The sequence below is a fragment of the Mycolicibacterium sp. CBM1 genome (assembly GCF_054073305.1).
Map to the genome: position 1 here is coordinate 225,658 of NZ_JBSXPP010000004.1, position 17,320 is coordinate 242,977.

The 17,320-nt window shown below is 68.7% G+C and carries 18 protein-coding genes and 4 pseudogenes; 12 read left to right on the forward strand and 10 right to left on the reverse strand.

All coding sequences use genetic code 11. The features are described 5' to 3' along the window. Window positions 1–15: 15 nt before the first annotated feature. From ACXDF8_RS07300 to ACXDF8_RS07310, 3 genes are read left to right on the forward strand one after another with little or no spacing between them, the layout of a single operon-like run. Window positions 16–738, forward strand: coding sequence for an EthD domain-containing protein (locus tag ACXDF8_RS07300; protein WP_457222580.1), 723 nt, complete (start codon window positions 16–18; stop codon window positions 736–738). Continuing rightward, window positions 735–1,178, forward strand: coding sequence for a TIGR03618 family F420-dependent PPOX class oxidoreductase (locus ACXDF8_RS07305; protein ID WP_457222581.1), 444 nt, complete (start codon window positions 735–737; stop codon window positions 1,176–1,178). Before ACXDF8_RS07300 ends, ACXDF8_RS07305 begins: the two co-directional genes overlap by 4 nt. 58 nt (window positions 1,179–1,236) lie before the next feature. Then, entirely contained in the window at window positions 1,237–1,992 is a 756-nt protein-coding gene (locus ACXDF8_RS07310) for an enoyl-CoA hydratase/isomerase family protein (RefSeq protein WP_457222582.1), read from the forward strand. Between the two features lie 103 nt (window positions 1,993–2,095). Here ACXDF8_RS07310 and ACXDF8_RS07315 read toward each other — a convergent pair. Then, window positions 2,096–2,248 (reverse strand): annotated as a pseudogene (locus tag ACXDF8_RS07315) ((2Fe-2S)-binding protein); the annotation flags it as partial. A gap of 200 nt (window positions 2,249–2,448) precedes the next feature. On the opposite strand from ACXDF8_RS07315, the gene bfr reads away from it, so the two are divergent. The 3 genes from bfr (at window position 2,449) to ACXDF8_RS07330 (ending at window position 4,905) form a co-directional block, all read left to right on the forward strand. Continuing rightward, window positions 2,449–2,928 (forward strand): bacterioferritin, encoded by a 480-nt coding sequence (bfr, locus tag ACXDF8_RS07320; protein WP_457222583.1) that lies wholly within the window; start codon window positions 2,449–2,451, stop codon window positions 2,926–2,928. An 80-nt stretch (window positions 2,929–3,008) separates the two neighbouring features. Next, on the forward strand, window positions 3,009–3,506 hold the full coding sequence (locus ACXDF8_RS07325; RefSeq protein ID WP_457222584.1) for a carboxymuconolactone decarboxylase family protein: 498 nt from the start codon (window positions 3,009–3,011) through the stop codon (window positions 3,504–3,506). 49 nt (window positions 3,507–3,555) lie between these two features. Then, window positions 3,556–4,905 (forward strand): type I glutamate--ammonia ligase, encoded by a 1,350-nt coding sequence (locus ACXDF8_RS07330; RefSeq protein WP_457222585.1) that lies wholly within the window; start codon window positions 3,556–3,558, stop codon window positions 4,903–4,905. 2 nt (window positions 4,906–4,907) lie between these two features. On the opposite strand, the gene ACXDF8_RS07335 is transcribed toward ACXDF8_RS07330, so the two are convergent. The 4 genes and pseudogenes from ACXDF8_RS07335 to ACXDF8_RS07350 all read right to left on the reverse strand — a co-directional run. Then, window positions 4,908–5,309: a hypothetical protein gene (locus tag ACXDF8_RS07335; protein WP_457222586.1), complete on the reverse strand. Its 402-nt coding sequence runs from the start codon at window positions 5,307–5,309 to the stop codon at window positions 4,908–4,910. Between the two features lie 139 nt (window positions 5,310–5,448). Beyond that, window positions 5,449–5,922, reverse strand: coding sequence for a nuclear transport factor 2 family protein (locus tag ACXDF8_RS07340; RefSeq protein ID WP_457222587.1), 474 nt, complete (start codon window positions 5,920–5,922; stop codon window positions 5,449–5,451). Continuing rightward, window positions 5,909–7,705: an N-acyl-D-amino-acid deacylase family protein gene (locus ACXDF8_RS07345; RefSeq protein WP_457222588.1), complete on the reverse strand. Its 1,797-nt coding sequence runs from the start codon at window positions 7,703–7,705 to the stop codon at window positions 5,909–5,911. Before ACXDF8_RS07345 ends, ACXDF8_RS07340 begins: the two co-directional genes overlap by 14 nt. Before the next feature lie 84 nt (window positions 7,706–7,789). Next, window positions 7,790–7,933: pseudogene (locus ACXDF8_RS07350) on the reverse strand (oxidoreductase); the annotation flags it as partial. A 14-nt stretch (window positions 7,934–7,947) separates the two neighbouring features. On the opposite strand from ACXDF8_RS07350, the gene ACXDF8_RS07355 reads away from it, so the two are divergent. The 3 genes from ACXDF8_RS07355 (at window position 7,948) to ACXDF8_RS07365 (ending at window position 10,344) form a co-directional block, all read left to right on the forward strand. Further along, entirely contained in the window at window positions 7,948–8,883 is a 936-nt protein-coding gene (locus tag ACXDF8_RS07355; RefSeq protein WP_457222589.1) for a dienelactone hydrolase family protein, read from the forward strand. Between the two features lie 86 nt (window positions 8,884–8,969). Then, the gene (locus tag ACXDF8_RS07360) at window positions 8,970–10,106 is read left to right on the forward strand and encodes a glycosyltransferase (RefSeq protein ID WP_457222711.1); all 1,137 of its coding nucleotides are present in this window, start codon (window positions 8,970–8,972) and stop codon (window positions 10,104–10,106) included. A gap of 40 nt (window positions 10,107–10,146) precedes the next feature. Next, window positions 10,147–10,344 (forward strand): hypothetical protein, encoded by a 198-nt coding sequence (locus ACXDF8_RS07365; protein WP_457222590.1) that lies wholly within the window; start codon window positions 10,147–10,149, stop codon window positions 10,342–10,344. Window positions 10,345–10,358: 14 nt separating this feature from the next. Here ACXDF8_RS07365 and ACXDF8_RS07370 read toward each other — a convergent pair whose 3' ends face one another. Then, complete coding sequence (locus tag ACXDF8_RS07370; RefSeq protein ID WP_457222591.1) at window positions 10,359–11,672, reverse strand: cytochrome P450; 1,314 nt, start codon at window positions 11,670–11,672, stop codon at window positions 10,359–10,361. A 61-nt stretch (window positions 11,673–11,733) separates the two neighbouring features. Next, window positions 11,734–13,017 carry a cytochrome P450 gene (locus tag ACXDF8_RS07375; RefSeq protein ID WP_457222592.1) on the reverse strand — a complete coding sequence of 428 codons (1,284 nt, stop codon included), beginning with the start codon at window positions 13,015–13,017 and terminating at the stop codon, window positions 11,734–11,736. Window positions 13,018–13,150: 133 nt separating this feature from the next. On the opposite strand from ACXDF8_RS07375, the gene ACXDF8_RS07380 reads away from it, so the two are divergent. Beyond that, a complete protein-coding gene (locus ACXDF8_RS07380; RefSeq protein WP_457222593.1) occupies window positions 13,151–14,233 on the forward strand; it encodes a pyridoxal-phosphate dependent enzyme in 1,083 nt (360 codons plus the stop codon). A 56-nt stretch (window positions 14,234–14,289) separates the two neighbouring features. Here ACXDF8_RS07380 and ACXDF8_RS07385 read toward each other — a convergent pair whose 3' ends face one another. Next, window positions 14,290–14,793 (reverse strand): nuclear transport factor 2 family protein, encoded by a 504-nt coding sequence (locus ACXDF8_RS07385; protein WP_457222594.1) that lies wholly within the window; start codon window positions 14,791–14,793, stop codon window positions 14,290–14,292. Between the two features lie 40 nt (window positions 14,794–14,833). Beyond that, window positions 14,834–15,289 (reverse strand): annotated as a pseudogene (locus ACXDF8_RS07390) (SRPBCC family protein). Window positions 15,290–15,356: 67 nt separating this feature from the next. Here ACXDF8_RS07390 and ACXDF8_RS07395 point away from each other — a divergent pair. Next, on the forward strand, window positions 15,357–15,767 hold the full coding sequence (locus tag ACXDF8_RS07395; protein ID WP_457222595.1) for an SRPBCC family protein: 411 nt from the start codon (window positions 15,357–15,359) through the stop codon (window positions 15,765–15,767). Here ACXDF8_RS07395 and ACXDF8_RS07400 read toward each other — a convergent pair. Then, window positions 15,754–16,569, reverse strand: a complete 816-nt coding sequence (locus ACXDF8_RS07400; RefSeq protein WP_457222712.1) for a polysaccharide deacetylase family protein — start codon at window positions 16,567–16,569, stop codon at window positions 15,754–15,756. The two genes, ACXDF8_RS07395 and ACXDF8_RS07400, sit on opposite strands and share 14 nt — an antisense overlap. Before the next feature lie 144 nt (window positions 16,570–16,713). Here ACXDF8_RS07400 and ACXDF8_RS07405 point away from each other — a divergent pair. Then, window positions 16,714–17,273, forward strand: a pseudogene (locus tag ACXDF8_RS07405) (LLM class flavin-dependent oxidoreductase). Window positions 17,274–17,320 lie beyond the last annotated feature (47 nt).

Below are 17,320 nucleotides of genomic sequence, written 5' to 3' on the forward strand. Positions count from 1 at the left end.
AGTAGGTTCCCAGCAATGGAGAAGGTGATTGTCACACTGCGTGCCCGCACCGCCGATGACGCGTGGGCCGAGCAGCTCCGCGGGCCGGCGGCCCGGCAACTGCTGGATCTGGGCCTGCCCGGTGTGACCGTCAACGTCCGCGACCGTGATGTGCGGGATTCGCTGATGACGCTGACGACGCTGGATCCGCCGGTGCAGGCGCTGGTGAGCATCTGGACGCAGCAGTACTACGGCGATCAGGTCATCATGGCGCTGGACCTGCTGGGCCACTATGCCGAGGAGATCGCCGCGTATCTGGTCACCGAATCGGCGCCGCTGCCGCCGCCGGCATCCCTGCCCGGTGAGCGGACGCCCGGGTTGGCCAACATGGCCCTGCTGCGCCGCCCGGCCGAGATGGACGAGCCCACCTGGCTGGCCCGCTGGCACGGCAACCACACCCCGGTGGCGATCGCCACCCAGGCGACCTTCGCCTACGTCCAGAACTACGTGGTACGCGCGCTCACCGAAGACGCCCCGGTGATCAGCGCGATCGTCGAGGAGCACTTTCCCATCGAGGCGGTGGGCAGCCTGCACGCCTTCTTCGGCGCCGCCGACGACGCGGACCTGCGCGACCGGATGGAGCAGATGGTCGCCAGCACAGCGGCATTCGGGGCAAACGTCGACATCGACGCGGTGCCCACCAGCCGCTACGTCTATCGCAGTCCGTTCACTGGCGCGCTACAGGAGGCGCCGGCATGACCAGCCTGGCCGACGCCGTCGCGTTGGCCGGCTCCGACCAGGGGCTGGCGGTGGTCGCCACACTGCGCGCCGACCAGACCATCCAGGCCACACTGGTCAATGCCGGGCTGATGGCGCATCCGGCCACCGGCGACCCGGTGCTCGCCTTTGTCACCTACGGGCGGGTCAAGCTGGGCAACCTGCGCGCCCGGCCGGCGGTGGCGGTGACGTTCCGGGCGGGCTGGCAATGGGCGACCGTCGAGGGCACCGCCGAACTGGCCGGTCCGCACGATGCCGCCGCCTGGCTCGACGGGCCGGACCGGCTGCGGCTGCTGCTGCGTGAGGTGTTCGCCGCATGCGGTGGCACGCACGACAATTGGGCCGAGTACGACCGAGTGATGGCCGAGCAGGGCCGTACCGCGGTCCTGGTGACGCCCACCCGGGTGTACAGCAACGGATAGTCCCACCTGGCGGGCTCGGGGACCCCGTTGCACGGGGCGACCCGGATACCCTCCAGCGGTGACGCTGATCATCGACGACGCGAACCGGGTCCGGACGCTGACCTTCAACCGCCCCGACGCGCTCAACGCCTTCAACGAGGCGCTCTATGACGCCACCACCGAGGCGCTGCTGGCCGCGGCCGAGGACCCGGAGGTTGCCGTCGTCCTGCTCACCGGCGCCGGCCGGGCGTTCAGCGCAGGCCAGGACCTCGGCGATATGCAGGCCCGCATCACCGACCCCGACTTCGCGGCGGGCACGCACGGATTCCCCGGCATGATCGAGGCGCTGACCCGGTTCCCCAAGCCATTGATCTGTGCGGTCAACGGTGTCGGCCTGGGTATCGGCACCACCATCCTGGGCTACGCCGATCTGGCTTTCATGTCGACCGGCGCGCGGCTCAAATGCCCGTTCACCAGCCTGGGTGTCGCGCCGGAGGCGGCGTCGTCCTATCTGTTGCCGCAACTGATCGGCAGGCAGAACGCGGCCTGGCTGCTGATGTCCTCGGAGTGGGTCGACGCCACCGAGGCGTTGCGGATGGGCCTTGTCTGGCGGGTGTGCGAACCGGAGGAGCTGATGGCAGAGGCGCGTAGGCACGCCGAAGTCCTTGCCTCACGGCCTATTCCGAGCCTCATTGCGGTCAAGCAGACGATGGTGGAACCCACCCGTGCCGAGATTGCCGCGGCGGCTGCCCGGGAATACGCCTTCTTCGAAGAGCTGATGGGCGCCGCGGCCAACGCCGAGGCGCTGGCCGACTTTCACCGCGGCCGGTCCTAGCTCAGCCGGCTAGCGCCGGTCGGAGCGGGCGTGGGCGATGCCGGCGGCAGGCCACACCGGCCGAGCACTGCCGGCACGGCTGTTGGCCCACGGCGGCGAAGTGTGCCTCGATGATGGCCCGCACGGTATGCCGGCACCGGCCGCAATCGCGCCCCGCGCCGCAGGCAGCCGCAACCTGCCGCGATGTGCAGGCTCCGCCGGCGACCGCGTCGGTGACCGCCTGGCTGGTGGCACCGGCGCACAGGCACACATACATTCAGCGGTTCCCTCTCAGCCCAGGAGTGCGTCGCACGTCGTGCACTTGTTAGTGGAGACTAACCTTAGTTAGGCCTACCTACAACACTCCGGCGCAACAATCTGCGGTGAGGTCGGCCCGACGGTGGACTAGGGTTGTCCTTGCAGCTGTTAGCCGGCTTCAATCAGCCCGTTGCCCGCCGACCTGGGGTAGGAGACGTCATGCAAGGTGATCCGGAAGTTCTGCGACTGCTCAACGAGCAGCTCACGAGTGAGCTGACGGCGATCAACCAGTACTTTCTGCACTCCAAGATGCAGGACAACTGGGGCTTCACCGAACTGGCGAAGCACACGCGCGAGGAATCGTTCGACGAGATGCGCCACGCCGAGGCCATCACCGACCGCATCCTGCTGCTCGACGGCCTGCCCAACTACCAGCGGCTGGGTTCCCTGCGTGTCGGGCAGACCCTGCGCGAGCAATTCGAGAGCGACCTGGCGATCGAGTACGAAGTGGTCACCCGCCTCAAGCCGGCCATCATCGTGTGCCGCGAGAAGCAAGACTCGACGACGGCGGTCCTGTTCGAGGGCATCGTCGCCGACGAAGAGCAGCACATCGACTACCTGGAAACGCAGCTCGAGCTGATGGACAAGCTGGGCGTGGAGCTCTACTCCGCGCAGTGCGTGTCCCGCCCGCCGAGCTGATCCGGCGGTAGCCCGAATTCGCGGGCGCCGAAAAACTAGAACGTGTTCCAGATTCGCACGGTGCGGCGTACCATCGCGCCATGAGCCGAATCGGGAACTTCGCTGAAGACGACATCGCCGGCTGGATCGTCAAGTCCCCGGACATCGGAACGGCGATGGCGGGCTTCAGTAGTGCGGTTTACAGCGACAAGAATCGCCTCTCGATGCGGGTGCGCGAGCTGGCTCGCGCGGTGATCGCCCACGACAACGAATGCGTCTTGTGCCAGAACACCCGCGACGCAGACGGTCCCGCCGCCGGCGTCGACGAGGAGCTCTACGAGCACGCGCTGGAGTGGCAGACCTGGCCGGGCTACAGCGAGCAGGAGCGGATCGCCGCCGAGTTCGCCCACCGGTTCGGCACCGACCACGTGAACCTCAAGTACGACGAGGACTTCTGGGCCCGCGCCCACGAGCACTTCTCCGACGAGTTGCTCGCCGACCTGACACTGTCATGCGCCATGTGGGTCGGCATGGGCCGGATGCTCAGCACGCTCGACATCGGCCAGTCCTGCAAGCTGACGCTACCAAGCCGCGCCTGACGGCACCGATACCCGGCACACGGCGGGCACGCTCGGCAGAATTGCTCCCATGACCACACCGCTTGCCGGGGCAGGGATCACCCAGCTCCGGGCCGACGGCGTCGATACCGTCGTCGGCACCGTCGTCAATCCCGCCGGCCTCACCCACGCCAAGACCGTGCCCGTCGCGCGGACCGGTGTCTTCGCCGATCCCGGCCTGGGTGCGAGCCCGGTCTGGCACGGGTTCGCCATCGACCGCGCCGGTATCGCGTTCAGCGAGGGCATCAGCGTCGTCGGCGACGAGCGGATCCGCATCGACGTGGAATCGCTGCGTGTGCTAGGTGACGGCCTGGCCTGGGCACCCGGATCGTTCTTCGACCAGGGCGGCGCCCCGATCCCGGCGTGCGCGCGGGGGACGTTGGGGCGCATCGAGTCCCGGCTGTCCGAAGCGGGGTTGCGGGCGCTGGTGGGTCACGAGATCGAGTTCCTGCTCGTCGACCCCGACGGTAACCGGCTACCGGGCAATCTGTGGGCGCAGTACGGGCTGGCCGGAGTGCTCGAGCACGAGAGTTTCGTGCGCGAGGTCACCGCGGCCGCCACCGCTGCCGGTGTCGGGATCGAGCAGTTCCACCCCGAATACGGCCTGAACCAGTTCGAGATCTCGCTGACGCCGAAATCCCCGGTTGCCGCCGCCGACCAGTTGGTGCTCACCAGGATCATCGTCGGCCGAGTGGCCCGCCGCCATGGGATGCGGGTCAGCCTGTCCCCGGTGCCGTTCGCTGGAAGCGTGGGTTCGGGTGCGCACCTGCACTTTTCGCTGCTGCGCGGTGACACGACGCTGTTCTCCGGCGGAACCGGGGCGCAGGGCATGACTGAGGAGGGGCAGAGCGCCGTCGCCGGCGTCGTCGCCGGACTGCCCGAAGCGGGGCTGATCCTCTGCGGTTCCATCGTGTCGGGATTGCGGATGCAGCCGGGGAACTGGGCCGGCGCCTATGCCTGCTGGGGCACCGAGAACCGGGAAGCGGCGGTGCGCTTCCTGCGCGGCGGCCTGGGCAATCCCCACGGCGCCAACGTGGAGGTGAAGGTGATCGACCCGTCGGCCAATCCGTACTTCGCCACCGCTGCGGTCCTGGGACTGGCGCTCGACGGTATCGAGCGCGGTGCCCCGCTACCGGCCGAGACCACGGTGGATCCCGGCACGCTGTCCGAGCAGGCGCGCGCCGCCGCGGGCACCGTGGCGCTGTCGGTGTCTCAGGCGGATCAGATTGCGGCACTGGATCAATCGGTGCGGCTGCGGTCGATCCTCGGCGATCCCGCGGTCAACGTGCTGGTTGCGGTGCGCCGCTACGAGCACGAGACCTACGCCCACCTCGATGCCGAGCAGCTGACCGACAAGTTCCGGATGGCCTGGAGCCTGTAGGGCTACTGGGGCAGGTCGAAATGCGTCCACCGGGCAATGTCCGCCGGCCCGGTGCATATCAGCGGGATGCCGGGCACCTGCGGTTCCAGAGTGTTGCCGGCGAGCCGCTCCTGGGCGGTGGTGCCCGGTGTCGCACACGGCAACGCCACCTTGCCCTCCCCGACGAGGGGACCGGTGGCTTGCCACACGCCGGCGGCCGAGCAGATGAGAGTCCGGTTGCCGGAGTCCATTCCGAAGACGAAGGACAGGCTGGGCGTGCACGGCGCGCCGTCGACGACATTGCGGGCGACGTTCGGCACGCAGGCGGCCGCGTTGCACGAATCGGCTGCCGACGGCCCGGCGAACGGGAGCGCAGCGGTCAACAGCCCGCACGCGACGAGCGGGGCGGCGATGAACTGGCGCATGGGTGCTCCCTCGACATTGCGGTAGCCCTTCGGCACATTCAGGCTATCCCCGGGCGGCGTCACACCGAGTGACGTTGCCGAGAATGGTTGCGCCGCAGCCGGACCTGGCCTCGGCACGCCACAACGGCGCGGCCAGTGCTCAGATCAGCCCGGTGGCGTCGAACATCCAGGATGTGTCAGCGCCGGCCAGCTGCTCCAGCCAATCCGCAGGAGCATGGTTGACCAAGCCGCCGAAGTCCCAGTAGTCCTTCCACAGCGTGATCTTGCCGTTCTGCACCTTGTGCACGGTAACGAACTGCAGCACCGTGCTTTCCCCGGTGGGCCACGTCCAGGTCTCGGAGTGCTCGTACATCGTGTCCACGCCATTGCTCACTAGCACGCCGTCGTGGTTCTCGTAGCCGGCCAGCGTCTGCAGCCCGACCTTGAGCCGCTTGACGATGTCCTCGGGTCCACGCGCCGCCGCGATGGGGCCGACCGGCATGTCGACGTAGATGCAGTCCTCGGCCAGGAACGTCTTGACCCTGTCCCAGTTCCGGTCGGACAGCGCCTTCCACATGCCCAGTACGGCCTCGGCGATCTCGGCGGGGACGGCCTGTGCGTCAACGGTGGGCATGTGCCAACTCCGATTCGGTTGTCGTTCCCGGCGCGGAAGTGGTCTGGCCGACTCGCAGGAAGCTTCCGGTGCGCTGGCTTCCGAGCACTGCGGTGGGGACGCCGTGCCGGACGACGGCGCGGCCCCCGATCAGGACCAGGTCGACGGCGTCATCGTTGCGATTGACCATCCGAGGCAGGCCCGCGTACTGCGCGACAGGCTCCTCGGCGTAGTCGTCGAGCCGGCTGTCGAGGTGATCGGGTTCCACCACGACCAGGTCGGCACGGTCACCGAGACGCAGATGGCCGGCGTCGATCTGGTACCAGTCGGCCAGCTCACCAGTCATCCGGTGCACCGCCTGCTCGAGGGTCATGAAGGGCCGCCCGGCGCGCTCGGCGTCGCGCACATGGCGCAGCAGCCGCAACCCGTAGTTGTAGAAAGCCATGTTGCGCAGGTGGGCCCCGGCATCGGAGAAGCCCATCTGGACGCCGGGATCGCGGGCCAGTTTCTTGAGCACCTCGGGGCGGTGATTCGAAATGGTGGTGCGCCACCGCAGCTTGGTGCCGTATTCGAGCACCAGATCCAGGAACGCGTCGACCGGGTGCAGGCCGCCGCGGTCCACCCCGACCTGTCCGAAGGACTTGCCGATCACGGATTCATCGGGGCAGCCGACGATTTCGGCGTCGAAGAAGTCTCGGTGCCATACCCGCACACCGAACTTGGTGTCATAGTCCTTGCGGAATCGGCGGCGGTATTCCTCGTCGGCCAGCAGCGCGTTGCGTTCGACCTCGTCGCGCAGGTGCAGCGCGGCGGCTCCGGAGCCGAACTCCTCGAACACCACCAGGTCGATCCCGTCGGCGTAGACCTCGAACGGGACCGGCAGGTGCTGCCACCGGAAGTCGGCGCCGAGCGCGTTCACCAGGCGGGCCAGCGGGCCCAACACCAGGATCGCCAACGGATTGGACTTGACGTCCGCAGCCGACAGCAGGCTGGTCTTGAGCTTCTTACGCAGTACCGGAAGTGATTGTGCCACTTGGGAGGCCAAGTTCAGCGGGTTCTGGATGTCGGGCCCGGACTGCAGTACCCGGCCGCGTTTGCGGACCAGCGACTTGAGCCGGCGCAACTCGCGCGGCTTGGCATAGGTCGACGGCAGCGTCCGTGAGCGGCAGGTCTCGCCGTCGATCTTGTCGAACAACAACTGCATCGAGGACATGCCGACGAAACCCGCATCGAGGGCGTCGACGAGCATGCGCTCCATCTGAGATTGTTCACTTGCGCTGGGCCGCTGGTCTTTCCGAGTTGCCCGGTCCAAACCCATGGTCGCGGTGCGCATGTCGGAATGGCCGATGAACGCGCCGATGTTGGGGCCCAACGGCCGTGATTCGAGTGCCTGCACGTACTGCTCGGCGTTGCTCCACGTCTTGGCCTCGTCGACGGCACGGATGACATGCTCCCGCGGTATGGCCTCCACCCGGCCGAACAGATCGCCGGCCTGGCTGCCGTCGACGTAGAGCGTCGACAGTGAGCATGAACCGAGCAGCACCGTGGTCACACCGTGGCGCACCGACTCGGTCAACCCGGGCCCGCCGAGCACCTCGACGTCGTAGTGGGTGTGGATGTCGACCATCCCCGGCAGCACCCACTTGCCGGCCGCCTCCACGATCTCTGTGCAGCCGGTCTCGTCCAGCGGATGCGGTGTCACCGCCGCGACACGGCCACCTCGGATGCCGATGTTGCGGATCGCCGACGGCGCACCTGTCCCGTCGAACCACCGGCCGTTGCGGATGATCGTGTCGTAGGTCACGAAAGTCCATAGAACCGTCCGGCCAGACCGGTGTCAACGATTTAGTTGACACTTTTTCTCATCTGTTTACTGCCGGGCGCCGCCTCACGCTTCGTGGCCGGGCTCGAGGTCGTTGACGTCGGTGAAGGCGACCAGCTCATCGAAGCGATCCGGCGGGCTGCCGGCCACCGGGTCGAGCAGGTGTCCGACGTGATCACCGAGGTCGAAGCGGTGCGACACCCGGCCGGCGCATACTCGCGAAGGTGACCCCGCTACAGCGCTACATCGCCGAAGAGATCGCCACCGATCACGTCGACGGCCTGCTCAGCCGCCGGGAGGCGCTGCGCCGGCTGGCGCTACTGGGCGTGGGGTCGGCTGCGGCAGGCGCGCTGATCGCCGCGTGCGCCGACACCAAATCCGCCACATCCACCATCTCCGCCTCGCCGGGGACCTCGTCAACGCCCCCGTCGGGGACCTCGTCGGTGCCCCAGTCTCCGCCGCCCGGCATGGCGGGCGGGCTACCCACCGCGCCGGTCACCTGGGCCGGCCCGCAGGGTCAGCTGCAGGGCAGTTGGTCAGCGGCCCCCAACCCGCGCGGAGCGGTGCTGGTGATCCACGAGAACAAGGGGCTCAACGACTGGGTGCGCTCGGTGGCTGGCCGGCTCGCCGGTGTCGGGTACTCGGCGCTCGCCATCGACCTGCTCTCCGAGCAGGGGGGTACCGCGACGTTCAGCGACCCGGCGGCGGCCACCGCCGCCCTGGGCGCCGTCGCACCCGAGCGCTTCGTCGCCGACCTGCGGTCGGGCCTCGACGAGGTACAGCGCCGCGCGCCGGGCCAGAAACTGGCCGTGGTCGGCTTCTGCTTCGGCGGGGGACTGGTGTGGCGGCTTTTGGCCGCCGGCGAGCCGAGGTTGGCCGCCGCCGTCCCGTTTTACGGCCCGCTGCCCGACAGCCCGAACTTCGCCGGTTCCGCCGGCGTCGCGGTGCTCGGCTTCTACGGCGCACTCGACCAGCGGGTCACCGCATCCGAACCGGCGGCCAAAGCAGCGCTGGACCGGGCCGGTCTGGTCAACGAGCTGATCGTCGAACCCGACGCTGATCACGCCTTCTTCAACGACACCGGCCCGCGCTACAACCCGGCGGCGGCCGCCGACGCCTGGACCCGCATCCAGGACTGGTTCACCGCTCACCTGGGCTGACCCGCGGCGGAGTTCACCGGCTGTTCAGGACGCGGAAGCACCGTGGTCGCCGTACGCACATGGCCACGCGTTCAGATACCGCCATGATGCGGGTCGCGCAGGTCGCGAACTTTTACGGCCCCCGCTCCGGTGGCCTGCGCACCGCGGTCGACCGGCTGGGCGCCGAATACTGCGCAGCCGGCCACGAAGTCTTCTTGGTGGTCCCGGGACCGGCCGCGACACGCACCGAGCTGCCGACCGGCGTGACCCGAATTACCGTTCCCGCCAGGCAGATTCCGTTCACCGGCGGATACCGGGCGGTGATGCCGGCGCCGGTGACGGCGCTACTGGAGGAGCTGGCGCCCGACGCGGTGGAGGTCTCCGACCGATTCACCCTACGTTCGCTGGGTAGTTGGGGCGCACACCACGGCGTGACGACGGTGATGATCTCCCATGAACGCCTGGACCGCCTCACCGGCCAGTTGCTGCCCAGACCGCTGGCCCGCCGGATCGCCGACCTGGCCAACCGCCGCACCGCCACCAATTACGACACGATCCTGTGCACCACCGGCTTCGCCCGCGAGGAGTTCGACCGCATCGGTGCCACCAACGTGATGACGGTGCCGCTCGGAGTCGACCTGGAAATGTTCCACCCCAGCCGGTACTGCACCCGGACTCGCGGCCGGTGGGCCGGGCCGCACCAGGTTCTGCTGGTGCACTGCGGTCGGCTCTCGGTGGAGAAGCGTGCCGATCGCAGTATCGACGCCCTTGCCGCGCTGCGTGATTCGGGGGTGGACGCGCGGCTGGTGATTGCCGGCGACGGCCCGATGCGGGCCCGGTTGGCTCGTCAGGCGGCCCGGCTTCCGGTGGACTTCACCGGATTCATCGAGTCCCGTGGCGCGGTGGCCACGCTGCTGGCCTGTGCCGACGTGGCGCTGGCGCCCGGACCGCACGAGACCTTCGGGTTGGCCGCGCTGGAAGCCCTTGCCTGCGGCACACCAGCCGTCGTCTCCCGCACGTCGGCGCTGGCCGAGATACTGACCGCGGACAGCGGCGCTTGCGCGGACAACGACCCGCAGGCCATCGCCGCGGCGGTCGCCGGGGTGATCGATCAGCCGGTGCAACAGCGACGGTTCTGCGCGCGGCGGCGCGCGGAGACGTTCACCTGGCCCCGCTCGGCTGCGGGCATGCTCAGCGCGCTGAGCGGTTTGGCGGATGGCCCGGCAGGGAACGCCGTGAGTTGACGGTGCCGCGTCCGCCACCCGCTCAACGAAGGAGCCGAGGATGGCCACGAACACGACCGTGTGGATTGTCGTCGCTGTGATCGCCGCGCTGATCGTCATTGCAGCGCTTGCCTGGATCGCCCGCAACCGTCACTGGTCGTATGCCGAAAAGCTCGACCCGCGGTCGGCGCAGAGCGAGACCGAGGCCGAAGACCGGGTGCGCGCCGATGTTCCCACCGCCGAGCCCCGCACCAGCTAGCCGCAGCGCGCCGGTCAGTCCGGCACCGAGATAAGGTGCGCCGAGCCAAGTTTGACCGGGAGTTCGGCCCAGCCGCGCAACACGCGGGTATCGCGCCGGGCGCCGAGGCCGGCGGGTTGCGCATCGGGGAACTGGGTGAAGAACCGGCGCAGCCCGACCTCGCCCTCGGTGCGCGCCAGGGCAGCACCGAGGCAGAAATGCCGGCCGCCCGAGAACGCCAGGTGCTTGCCGGCGTTCGGCCGGGTCACGTCGAAGCGGTGCGGGTCGTCGAACACCGCAGGGTCGCGGTTGGCGGCAGCGAGGTACAGGACCACCATCTCCCCGGCCCGCACTCGCGCCCCGGCGACGTCGGTGTCTCGCCGAGCGACTCGCGCCGAGAGCTGCACGGGTGACTCGAGGCGCAGGATCTCCTCCACGGCGCCCGGCCACAGCGTCGGGTCCGCAGCGAGAATCGCCCGCTGGTCGGGTGCGTTGAGCAAGAGCCGTATCCCGTTGCCCAACAGGTTTACCGTCGTCTCGAACCCCGCAGCCAGCACCAGTCCCGCGATCGCCTGCAACTCGGTCTCGTCGAGTCGATCGGCGTCGGTGATCGCGATCAGCTGACTCATCAGGTCCTGGCCCGGGTGCTCGCGCAGGCCGCGCAGATGCTCGGCGAGCCAGTGATTGAATCCGGCGATGCCGTGCTGTACCCGCTGGTACTGCGGCCAGGCCAGGCCCACGTCCAGGCTGGGCGCGGCGAGTTCGCCGAACTCGAGGATGCGCGGCCGGTCGGCTTCCGGGACGCCGAGGATGTCGCTGATCACGGCCACCGGCAGTTGTGCGCAGTAGGCCGCGACGACGTCCACCACTGCGGGCCCCTCGGTCAGCCCGGCGAGCAGTTCGGTGGCGGTGTCCTCGACCCGGTCGCGCAGCGCGGTCACGGCGCGGGTGGTGAACACCGACGATACGGTCTTGCGGTAGCGGGTGTGTTCCGGCGGTTCGACGGCGAGCAGTGACGGCGGCCGCAGTGGGTGCAGCAGGTCGTCGCGGGTGCGCCGCTCTAGCCAGCGCAGCGGCGCGGGCAAATTCGCGCCGAGGGTGATCACCCGGAAGTCGTCGGAGCGCAGCAGTTCGTGCGCGACGGCATGGTCGACGGTCAGGTAGCCGGCCCGCGAGCGCACCAGCGGGCCGGCCGCGCGCAACTCCTCGTAGAACGGCACCGGATCGGTGCGCACCGTCGGGTCGGCGACCAGCCGGGCCTGCGGATCACCGCGGCGCGCCGACCAGCCGGCCACCCCACGGACCACGCCGTGCATCGCAAACCAGTGCAGCCGCTCTTTGAACATCATCGTTCCCTCCGCCGGCTCGTGGTGTTCACGCTACGAGCGCTACGCGCCGCGCGCCACCACCTCAGCGCGGTGCCGTCCAGGCGACCGGAAGCCGCTTGATGCCGTGGATGAATGCCGAGAGCAACATGGCCGGCTCTTCGGTGACCTCGATGTCGGGAATCCGCCGGTGCAGTTCCTCGAACACCACCGCGATCTCGCGGCGGGCGAGGTTGGCGCCCAGACAGAAGTGTGCGCCCCCGCCGCCGAAGCCGACATGGTGGTTGGGGCTGCGGGTGACATCGAACAGCCAGGGGTTGGCGAACTTGTCCTCGTCGCGGTTGGCCGAGGCGTACCACATGGAAACTTTGTCGCCGGCCGCCATTTTCACCCCGCTGAGTTCGATGTCGCGGGTGACGGTGCGGCGCATGTAGATCACCGGCGAGGCCCAGCGCACGATCTCTTCGACGGCGCTGGCCGTTGTGGCCTCGAAGTCATCCCACCAGATCCGGCGCTGCTCGGGGTAGCGGGTCAGCGCCAGCACACCGTGGCTGATGGCATTGCGGGTGGTCTCGTTGCCCGCGACGGCCAGCAGGATGAAGAACGAGGCGATCTCGGCCGACGACAGTCGCTCCCCGTCGACTTCGGCAGCGACCAGGGCGGTGGTGAGATCTTCGCGCGGATTGAGCCGGCGGTCCTCGGCCAACGCGGTGGCGTAGGCACCGATGTCCATCGCCACCTTGAGGAACTCGTCGAAGTCGGTGGTCAGGTCCGGGTCGCCGAAGCCGAGGATGATGTTGGTCCAGTGGAATATCCGGTCGTGGTCGTCCTCGGGGATGCCCATCATGTCGCAGATGACCTGTAGCGGCAGCGGGCCGGAGAGTTCGGTCACGAGTTCCGCGGTGCCGTCCGGGTGGTTCTCGATCATCGCCGAGACCAGACGTTGCGCACGGTCACGTACCGACGCTTCGGTGCGTGCGACGACCTTGGGGGTGAAGGCGCTGCGCACGATGTTGCGCAGCCGGGAGTGCCGCGGATCGTCGAGGGCGATCATCGACCCGAAGTACTCGGCCACCTCGGGGATCTGATCGCCGATGGTGATGTTGGGATAGGAGCTGAAGATCTCGGGATGCCGGCTGGCGAAGAAGACGTCGTCCAGCTTTGTCAGCGCCCAATGGCCCTGGCCCTGCGGCACACCTTCCATCTCCATCTCGTGGAAGAACGTGATCGGCGACTCCCGGCGCAGCGTGGCGAAGGCGCCGTCGCGGACGGCGTCGTCGAGTTGCCAGAACTCGAAGGTGCCCAGGTCGATGTCCGCCAGTGCGACGTCGGGTGGTGGCTGACCGTTGATCCGGGTGGTGATGCCCATACCACTTCGTCCCATCGTCGTCGATGTCCAGCAGGATGATTCGACAGTAGAGTTCAGCGGCGGCGGTCGTCATCGTTTCCGGGATCAGGGCGCCCGCGGCGGTGGTGCACGCGATAAGGGACGGAGAACCGACGTGAGCCTTCCAGCACTGCAATGCCGCTCGTGCGGGCGCGAATTCGGCGTCACCGACCTGCTGTGGCGATGCCCGTGCGGTGGCCTGTTCGACGTCAGCGAACAGTGGCGCCCGGTGCCGGGCACGGTGACGCCGGTGTCAGTGGATCGCGCGACCACCCTCGGCGAGGGTCACACCCCGATGATCGCGTCGCGCAGCGTGGCGGGTATTCGCTTCAAACTCGAATTCCTCAGCCCGACATTGTCCTTCAAGGACCGGGGTGCCGTCGTGCTGGCAGCCCTGGCCGACCGCATCGGTGTCGGCTCGGCGGTGGTGGACAGCAGCGGTAACGCCGGAACCGCTGTGGCCGCCTACTTCGCCAGGGCGGGCATCGACTGTGAGGTGCTGGTGCCGGCCTCGACGTCGAAGGAGAAGCTCGCTCAGATCCGCGCCCACGGCGCCACGCTGACGCTGGTACCGGGCAGCCGGGTCGACGCCGCCGCTGCGGCGATGCGCATCGCCGAACGACCCGGCGTCTTCTACGCCAGCCACGTGTATCACCCGTACTTCCTGCACGGCGTCAAGACCTACGGCTACGAGATCTGGGAGCAGAACGCAGGCACCCTGCCCTCGGCGGTGCTCGTCCCGGTCGGCAACGGGACCCTGCTGCTGGGTTGCCACCTGGCGTTCACCGAACTCGTCGCCGCCGGCCTGGCCGAGCGGGTGCCGGCATTGGTGGGTGTCCAGGCGGCCGGCTGCGCGCCGCTGGCTGCGGCCCTGCACGGCGGCGCCGCGACGCAGGCTGCGACGGTGGCCGAGGGGATCGCGATCACCGCACCGCCGCGGGCAGAGCAGATTCTGGCCGCGGTGCGCGACAGCGGTGGAACCATCGTGACCGTCGACGACGCCGCCATCGTCGCCGGTCGGGCGGCGCTGGCGCACGAAGGTCTGTTCGTGGAGCCGACCGCGGCGGTCTGCTACGCGGCGGCGGCCACCGCCGCGACGCGTGCCGGGGCGGGCTGGCAGCTGGTGCGCGACCTGCTGGCCAACGGCGACGCGGTGATTCCGCTGTGCGGTGCGGGGCTCAAGCACCCAGACGATTGAGGACCGCTTTCGACGACACCGAGGGCTGCGCCGGCTGAGCGCGGCCCAGGCCAGGTCTAATTCGGGTCCCAGCCCAGCTTGCGCGCAAACTCGACCGCGTCGTCGGAGATGGTGCCGAGATTGCGGCATGCCTCGATGTACTCGCGCACCATGGGCACGAAGTTCATGGGGTTGTAGGCGTCTTCCTCGTAGCTCCACAACCCGTCACCGGCGTACTTGAGCACCGAGATGTTGGGACGCTGGTGGATGCTGCCGTCACCGGGATCGCGCATGCGGTTCTGGAACTCGCAGATCACCCAGCCCTTGTCCTCGTCGATGGAATGCCACGTCGAGGGGTAGAAGGGCATCTCGCTGCCGGGAAAGGTGTTCATGGTCTTGACGATCCACGCCCGGATCTGTTCGCGGCCGTGGAATGTGCCGTAGGAGTGCTCGACGTAGGTTGCGTCCTGGGTGAACTGGTCGGCGAACCGGGCCCAGTCCCAGCTCTGGCCGATTCCGACGACCACCTGCTTGTGCTGCTCGAACGCGGAAGCGAGCTCGTCGCGTGACCATCGACCCATTCAGCGGTTCTACCAAACCCGCGGCGGGACGTGGCCGGGTTCAGTCGTCTTCGACGACCTTCTTGATGCGTTCCAGTGTGGTGCGCATGTCCCGCACGTTGCGGCGGCCGCGCTGGAAGCCCGCGAACACCCAGAAGATTCGCTGGGAAGGGCCGCTTCGAGCCGGAACGATTCGGTGACGTCGGTCCCGTCGCCCTTCGGCTCCAGTCGGTAGTGCCAGTTGTTCAGCGCGCGGTCACCGGCCAGCACGGCGAACCCGACTTCGCGGCCCGGTTCACACGCGGTGACGCGGCACGTCGTCCAGTACACCGGTCCGATCTCGTTGCGCCGGACATGCCCGCGGAACCGGGCGCCCAGTGCGGGTCCGGTGGCGCCGTCGAGCCACTCGGCCTCGAACACCTCCGGGGAGAACCGGGCGGTGTTGCGGACGTCGGCGATGAGGCTCCTAGATCTTGTCGGCCGGTGCGGCCATGTGCACGGTGGCTGAGCCTTCCATCAGGTGAGCCTATGCGCGTCGTTGCCGATCGCTCGGCCCGGTGGTCATGCGGCGTAGCGTCGCAGACGTGGGCAGGGGATTGCCGTCGCGGCCGCGACTCGGGGTGCAGCGCCACATCGACGCACCGGTCGACGTCGTGTGGCAGATCCTCGTCGACCTGGATTCATGGCCGCGCTGGGGTCCGTCGGTGGCCGCCGCGACCCTCGACGGCGGAGCCCGCCGGATCGAGGCGGGCTCGACCGGCCGGGTGCGGACCGTGGTCGGCGTCGAATTGCCCTTCGTCATCGACGAATTCACGGCCGGCACGCGTTGGGCGTGGGTGGTGGCCGGTGTGCCGGCCACGGCGCACGAGGTCACCCGCGACGGTGCGGGCTGCCTGCTGCGGTTCACCGCACCCTGGTGGGCGACGGCGTATCTGGCTGTGTGTGCGGTCGCCCTGGGCCGCATCGCCCGGCTGGCGGTCGCTAACCCGATATGACGTGCGGGATTTCCGGCTGCAGGAACACGTCGTTGAGGGTCACTGTGCGCAGCTTGCGGGACCGGATCACGTCGACCAGCGCGGGGTAGACGTGGGTAACCGGTAGATGGTTGAGGTGGCCGATCACGATGTTCTGCTGGATGAAGTACTGGTCGGCCATCTTCACGATGTAGTCCTCGGTGACCGGCGTCGAGTCGGCCAGCGACCCCGACCACAGCGTGGGCACCCGGTAGCCGAGATCGGCGGCGATGCCGTCGACGTCGTCGTTGTGACTGCCGTAGGGCGGCCGGAAATAGGGCGTGGCGTCCGCGCCGAACGTCGAGCGCAGGAATCGGTCGTTGCGCAGCAGCTGGTCGGCGACGGCGTCCTTGCTCAGGGTGGTCAGGTCGGGATGTGACCAGGTGTGGTTGCCCAGTTGGATCTGGCCAGAGTCCACCATGGGCCGCAGTAGCGTGGCGTTGTCGCGCCAGGAGTCGTAGACACCGTTGACGAACATCGTGAGCCGGATGCCGGTGTCCTTGGCGAGTTGGGCGTAGAGCCGCACGACCTCGGAATTGACGCCGTCGTCGAGGGTCAGTGCGAGCAGGTCTCCCGAGCCCGGCAGCTTGGTCAGTTCACCGCCGCCGGGTAGGGCGAGCCGTGCGGCCGGCGGCGGTGGGGGCAGCAGGGGAGCGGCGCCGACCGGCGGCGGCGCGGGTTTGGCTGCGGGTGGAGTGCTGGCCTGCGACATGCCGATGGCACTGGAGGCGCCGACCATACCGGCCGAGGCGAGCAGGCCGATTACGAACTGGCGCCGGGTCACCTCGGGCATGTCGACCGCCGAATCCCTGAAGTCACACCCGTAACACCAGTCACATTTCTAGGCTAAGCCTCGTCCGGTGGAATCACGGCACATCCGCGCTGTGTCGCGCTCATCGCACGGGTTTACCGTGGCGGAATGGGCGAGGTGAAGATCAGATTCGGGGTGAGCCCGGGGCCGAGCACTGGTGTCGGCGACCTTCCGCGCATCATCGACCGGCTCGAATCGGCCGGCGTCGACTCGCTGTGCTTCTCCGAGCTGGTGTATACCCCGGCCGTCGACCCGTTCGCCGGCATGGCCTACGCCCCGGGCCGGACGACCCGGCTCAAGGCCGGTACGTCGGTGGCAGTGCTGCCGTGGCGCAACCCGGTGCTGATGGCCAAGCAGCGCGCCTCGCTGGCGGCGTTGCGCCGGATCGGGCGGCTCGCCGACGGCTGGCTCGGCAGCTTCCTCACCGCCGCGGAAGCCCGGGCCGCCCGCGAGACCATCGAGCGGGCCGCCGCCGAAGCCGGGCGGGCGATCGAACCGGGCCACTACGGTCTTAGCGTCGCAGTCGCCGATGGGGTGGTGCCCGACGAGGTCACCGCCACCTGGACGGGCTGATCGCCGCCGGGCTGAGCAAATTCGTCGTACGGCCGGTCGGGCACACCCCGGTCGATGAGTTCATCGACCGTTTCATCGGCGAGCTGTTGCCTCGACAGAACTGATCGGGCAAAGTTCCTTCGTCAGCGTGTGGTGGGGGTCAGCGAAGGGT

What these genes read in the sequence shown, in the direction of transcription:
- ACXDF8_RS07330 (WP_457222585.1), top strand. Translation starts at nt 3,556, where the DNA reads ATGACCACACCGCTTGCCGGGGCAGGGATCACCCAGCTCCGGGCCGAC.
- ACXDF8_RS07360 (WP_457222711.1), top strand. Translation starts at nt 8,970, where the DNA reads ATGCGGGTCGCGCAGGTCGCGAACTTTTACGGCCCCCGCTCCGGTGGC.
- ACXDF8_RS07305 (WP_457222581.1), top strand. Translation starts at nt 735, where the DNA reads ATGACCAGCCTGGCCGACGCCGTCGCGTTGGCCGGCTCCGACCAGGGG.
- ACXDF8_RS07300 (WP_457222580.1), top strand. Translation starts at nt 16, where the DNA reads ATGGAGAAGGTGATTGTCACACTGCGTGCCCGCACCGCCGATGACGCG.
- bfr (WP_457222583.1), top strand. Translation starts at nt 2,449, where the DNA reads ATGCAAGGTGATCCGGAAGTTCTGCGACTGCTCAACGAGCAGCTCACG.
- ACXDF8_RS07365 (WP_457222590.1), top strand. Translation starts at nt 10,147, where the DNA reads ATGGCCACGAACACGACCGTGTGGATTGTCGTCGCTGTGATCGCCGCG.
- ACXDF8_RS07375 (WP_457222592.1), bottom strand. Translation starts at nt 13,017, where the DNA reads ATGGGCATCACCACCCGGATCAACGGTCAGCCACCACCCGACGTCGCA.
- ACXDF8_RS07335 (WP_457222586.1), bottom strand. Translation starts at nt 5,309, where the DNA reads ATGCGCCAGTTCATCGCCGCCCCGCTCGTCGCGTGCGGGCTGTTGACC.
- ACXDF8_RS07385 (WP_457222594.1), bottom strand. Translation starts at nt 14,793, where the DNA reads ATGGGTCGATGGTCACGCGACGAGCTCGCTTCCGCGTTCGAGCAGCAC.
- ACXDF8_RS07340 (WP_457222587.1), bottom strand. Translation starts at nt 5,922, where the DNA reads ATGCCCACCGTTGACGCACAGGCCGTCCCCGCCGAGATCGCCGAGGCC.
- ACXDF8_RS07325 (WP_457222584.1), top strand. Translation starts at nt 3,009, where the DNA reads ATGAGCCGAATCGGGAACTTCGCTGAAGACGACATCGCCGGCTGGATC.
- ACXDF8_RS07370 (WP_457222591.1), bottom strand. Translation starts at nt 11,672, where the DNA reads ATGATGTTCAAAGAGCGGCTGCACTGGTTTGCGATGCACGGCGTGGTC.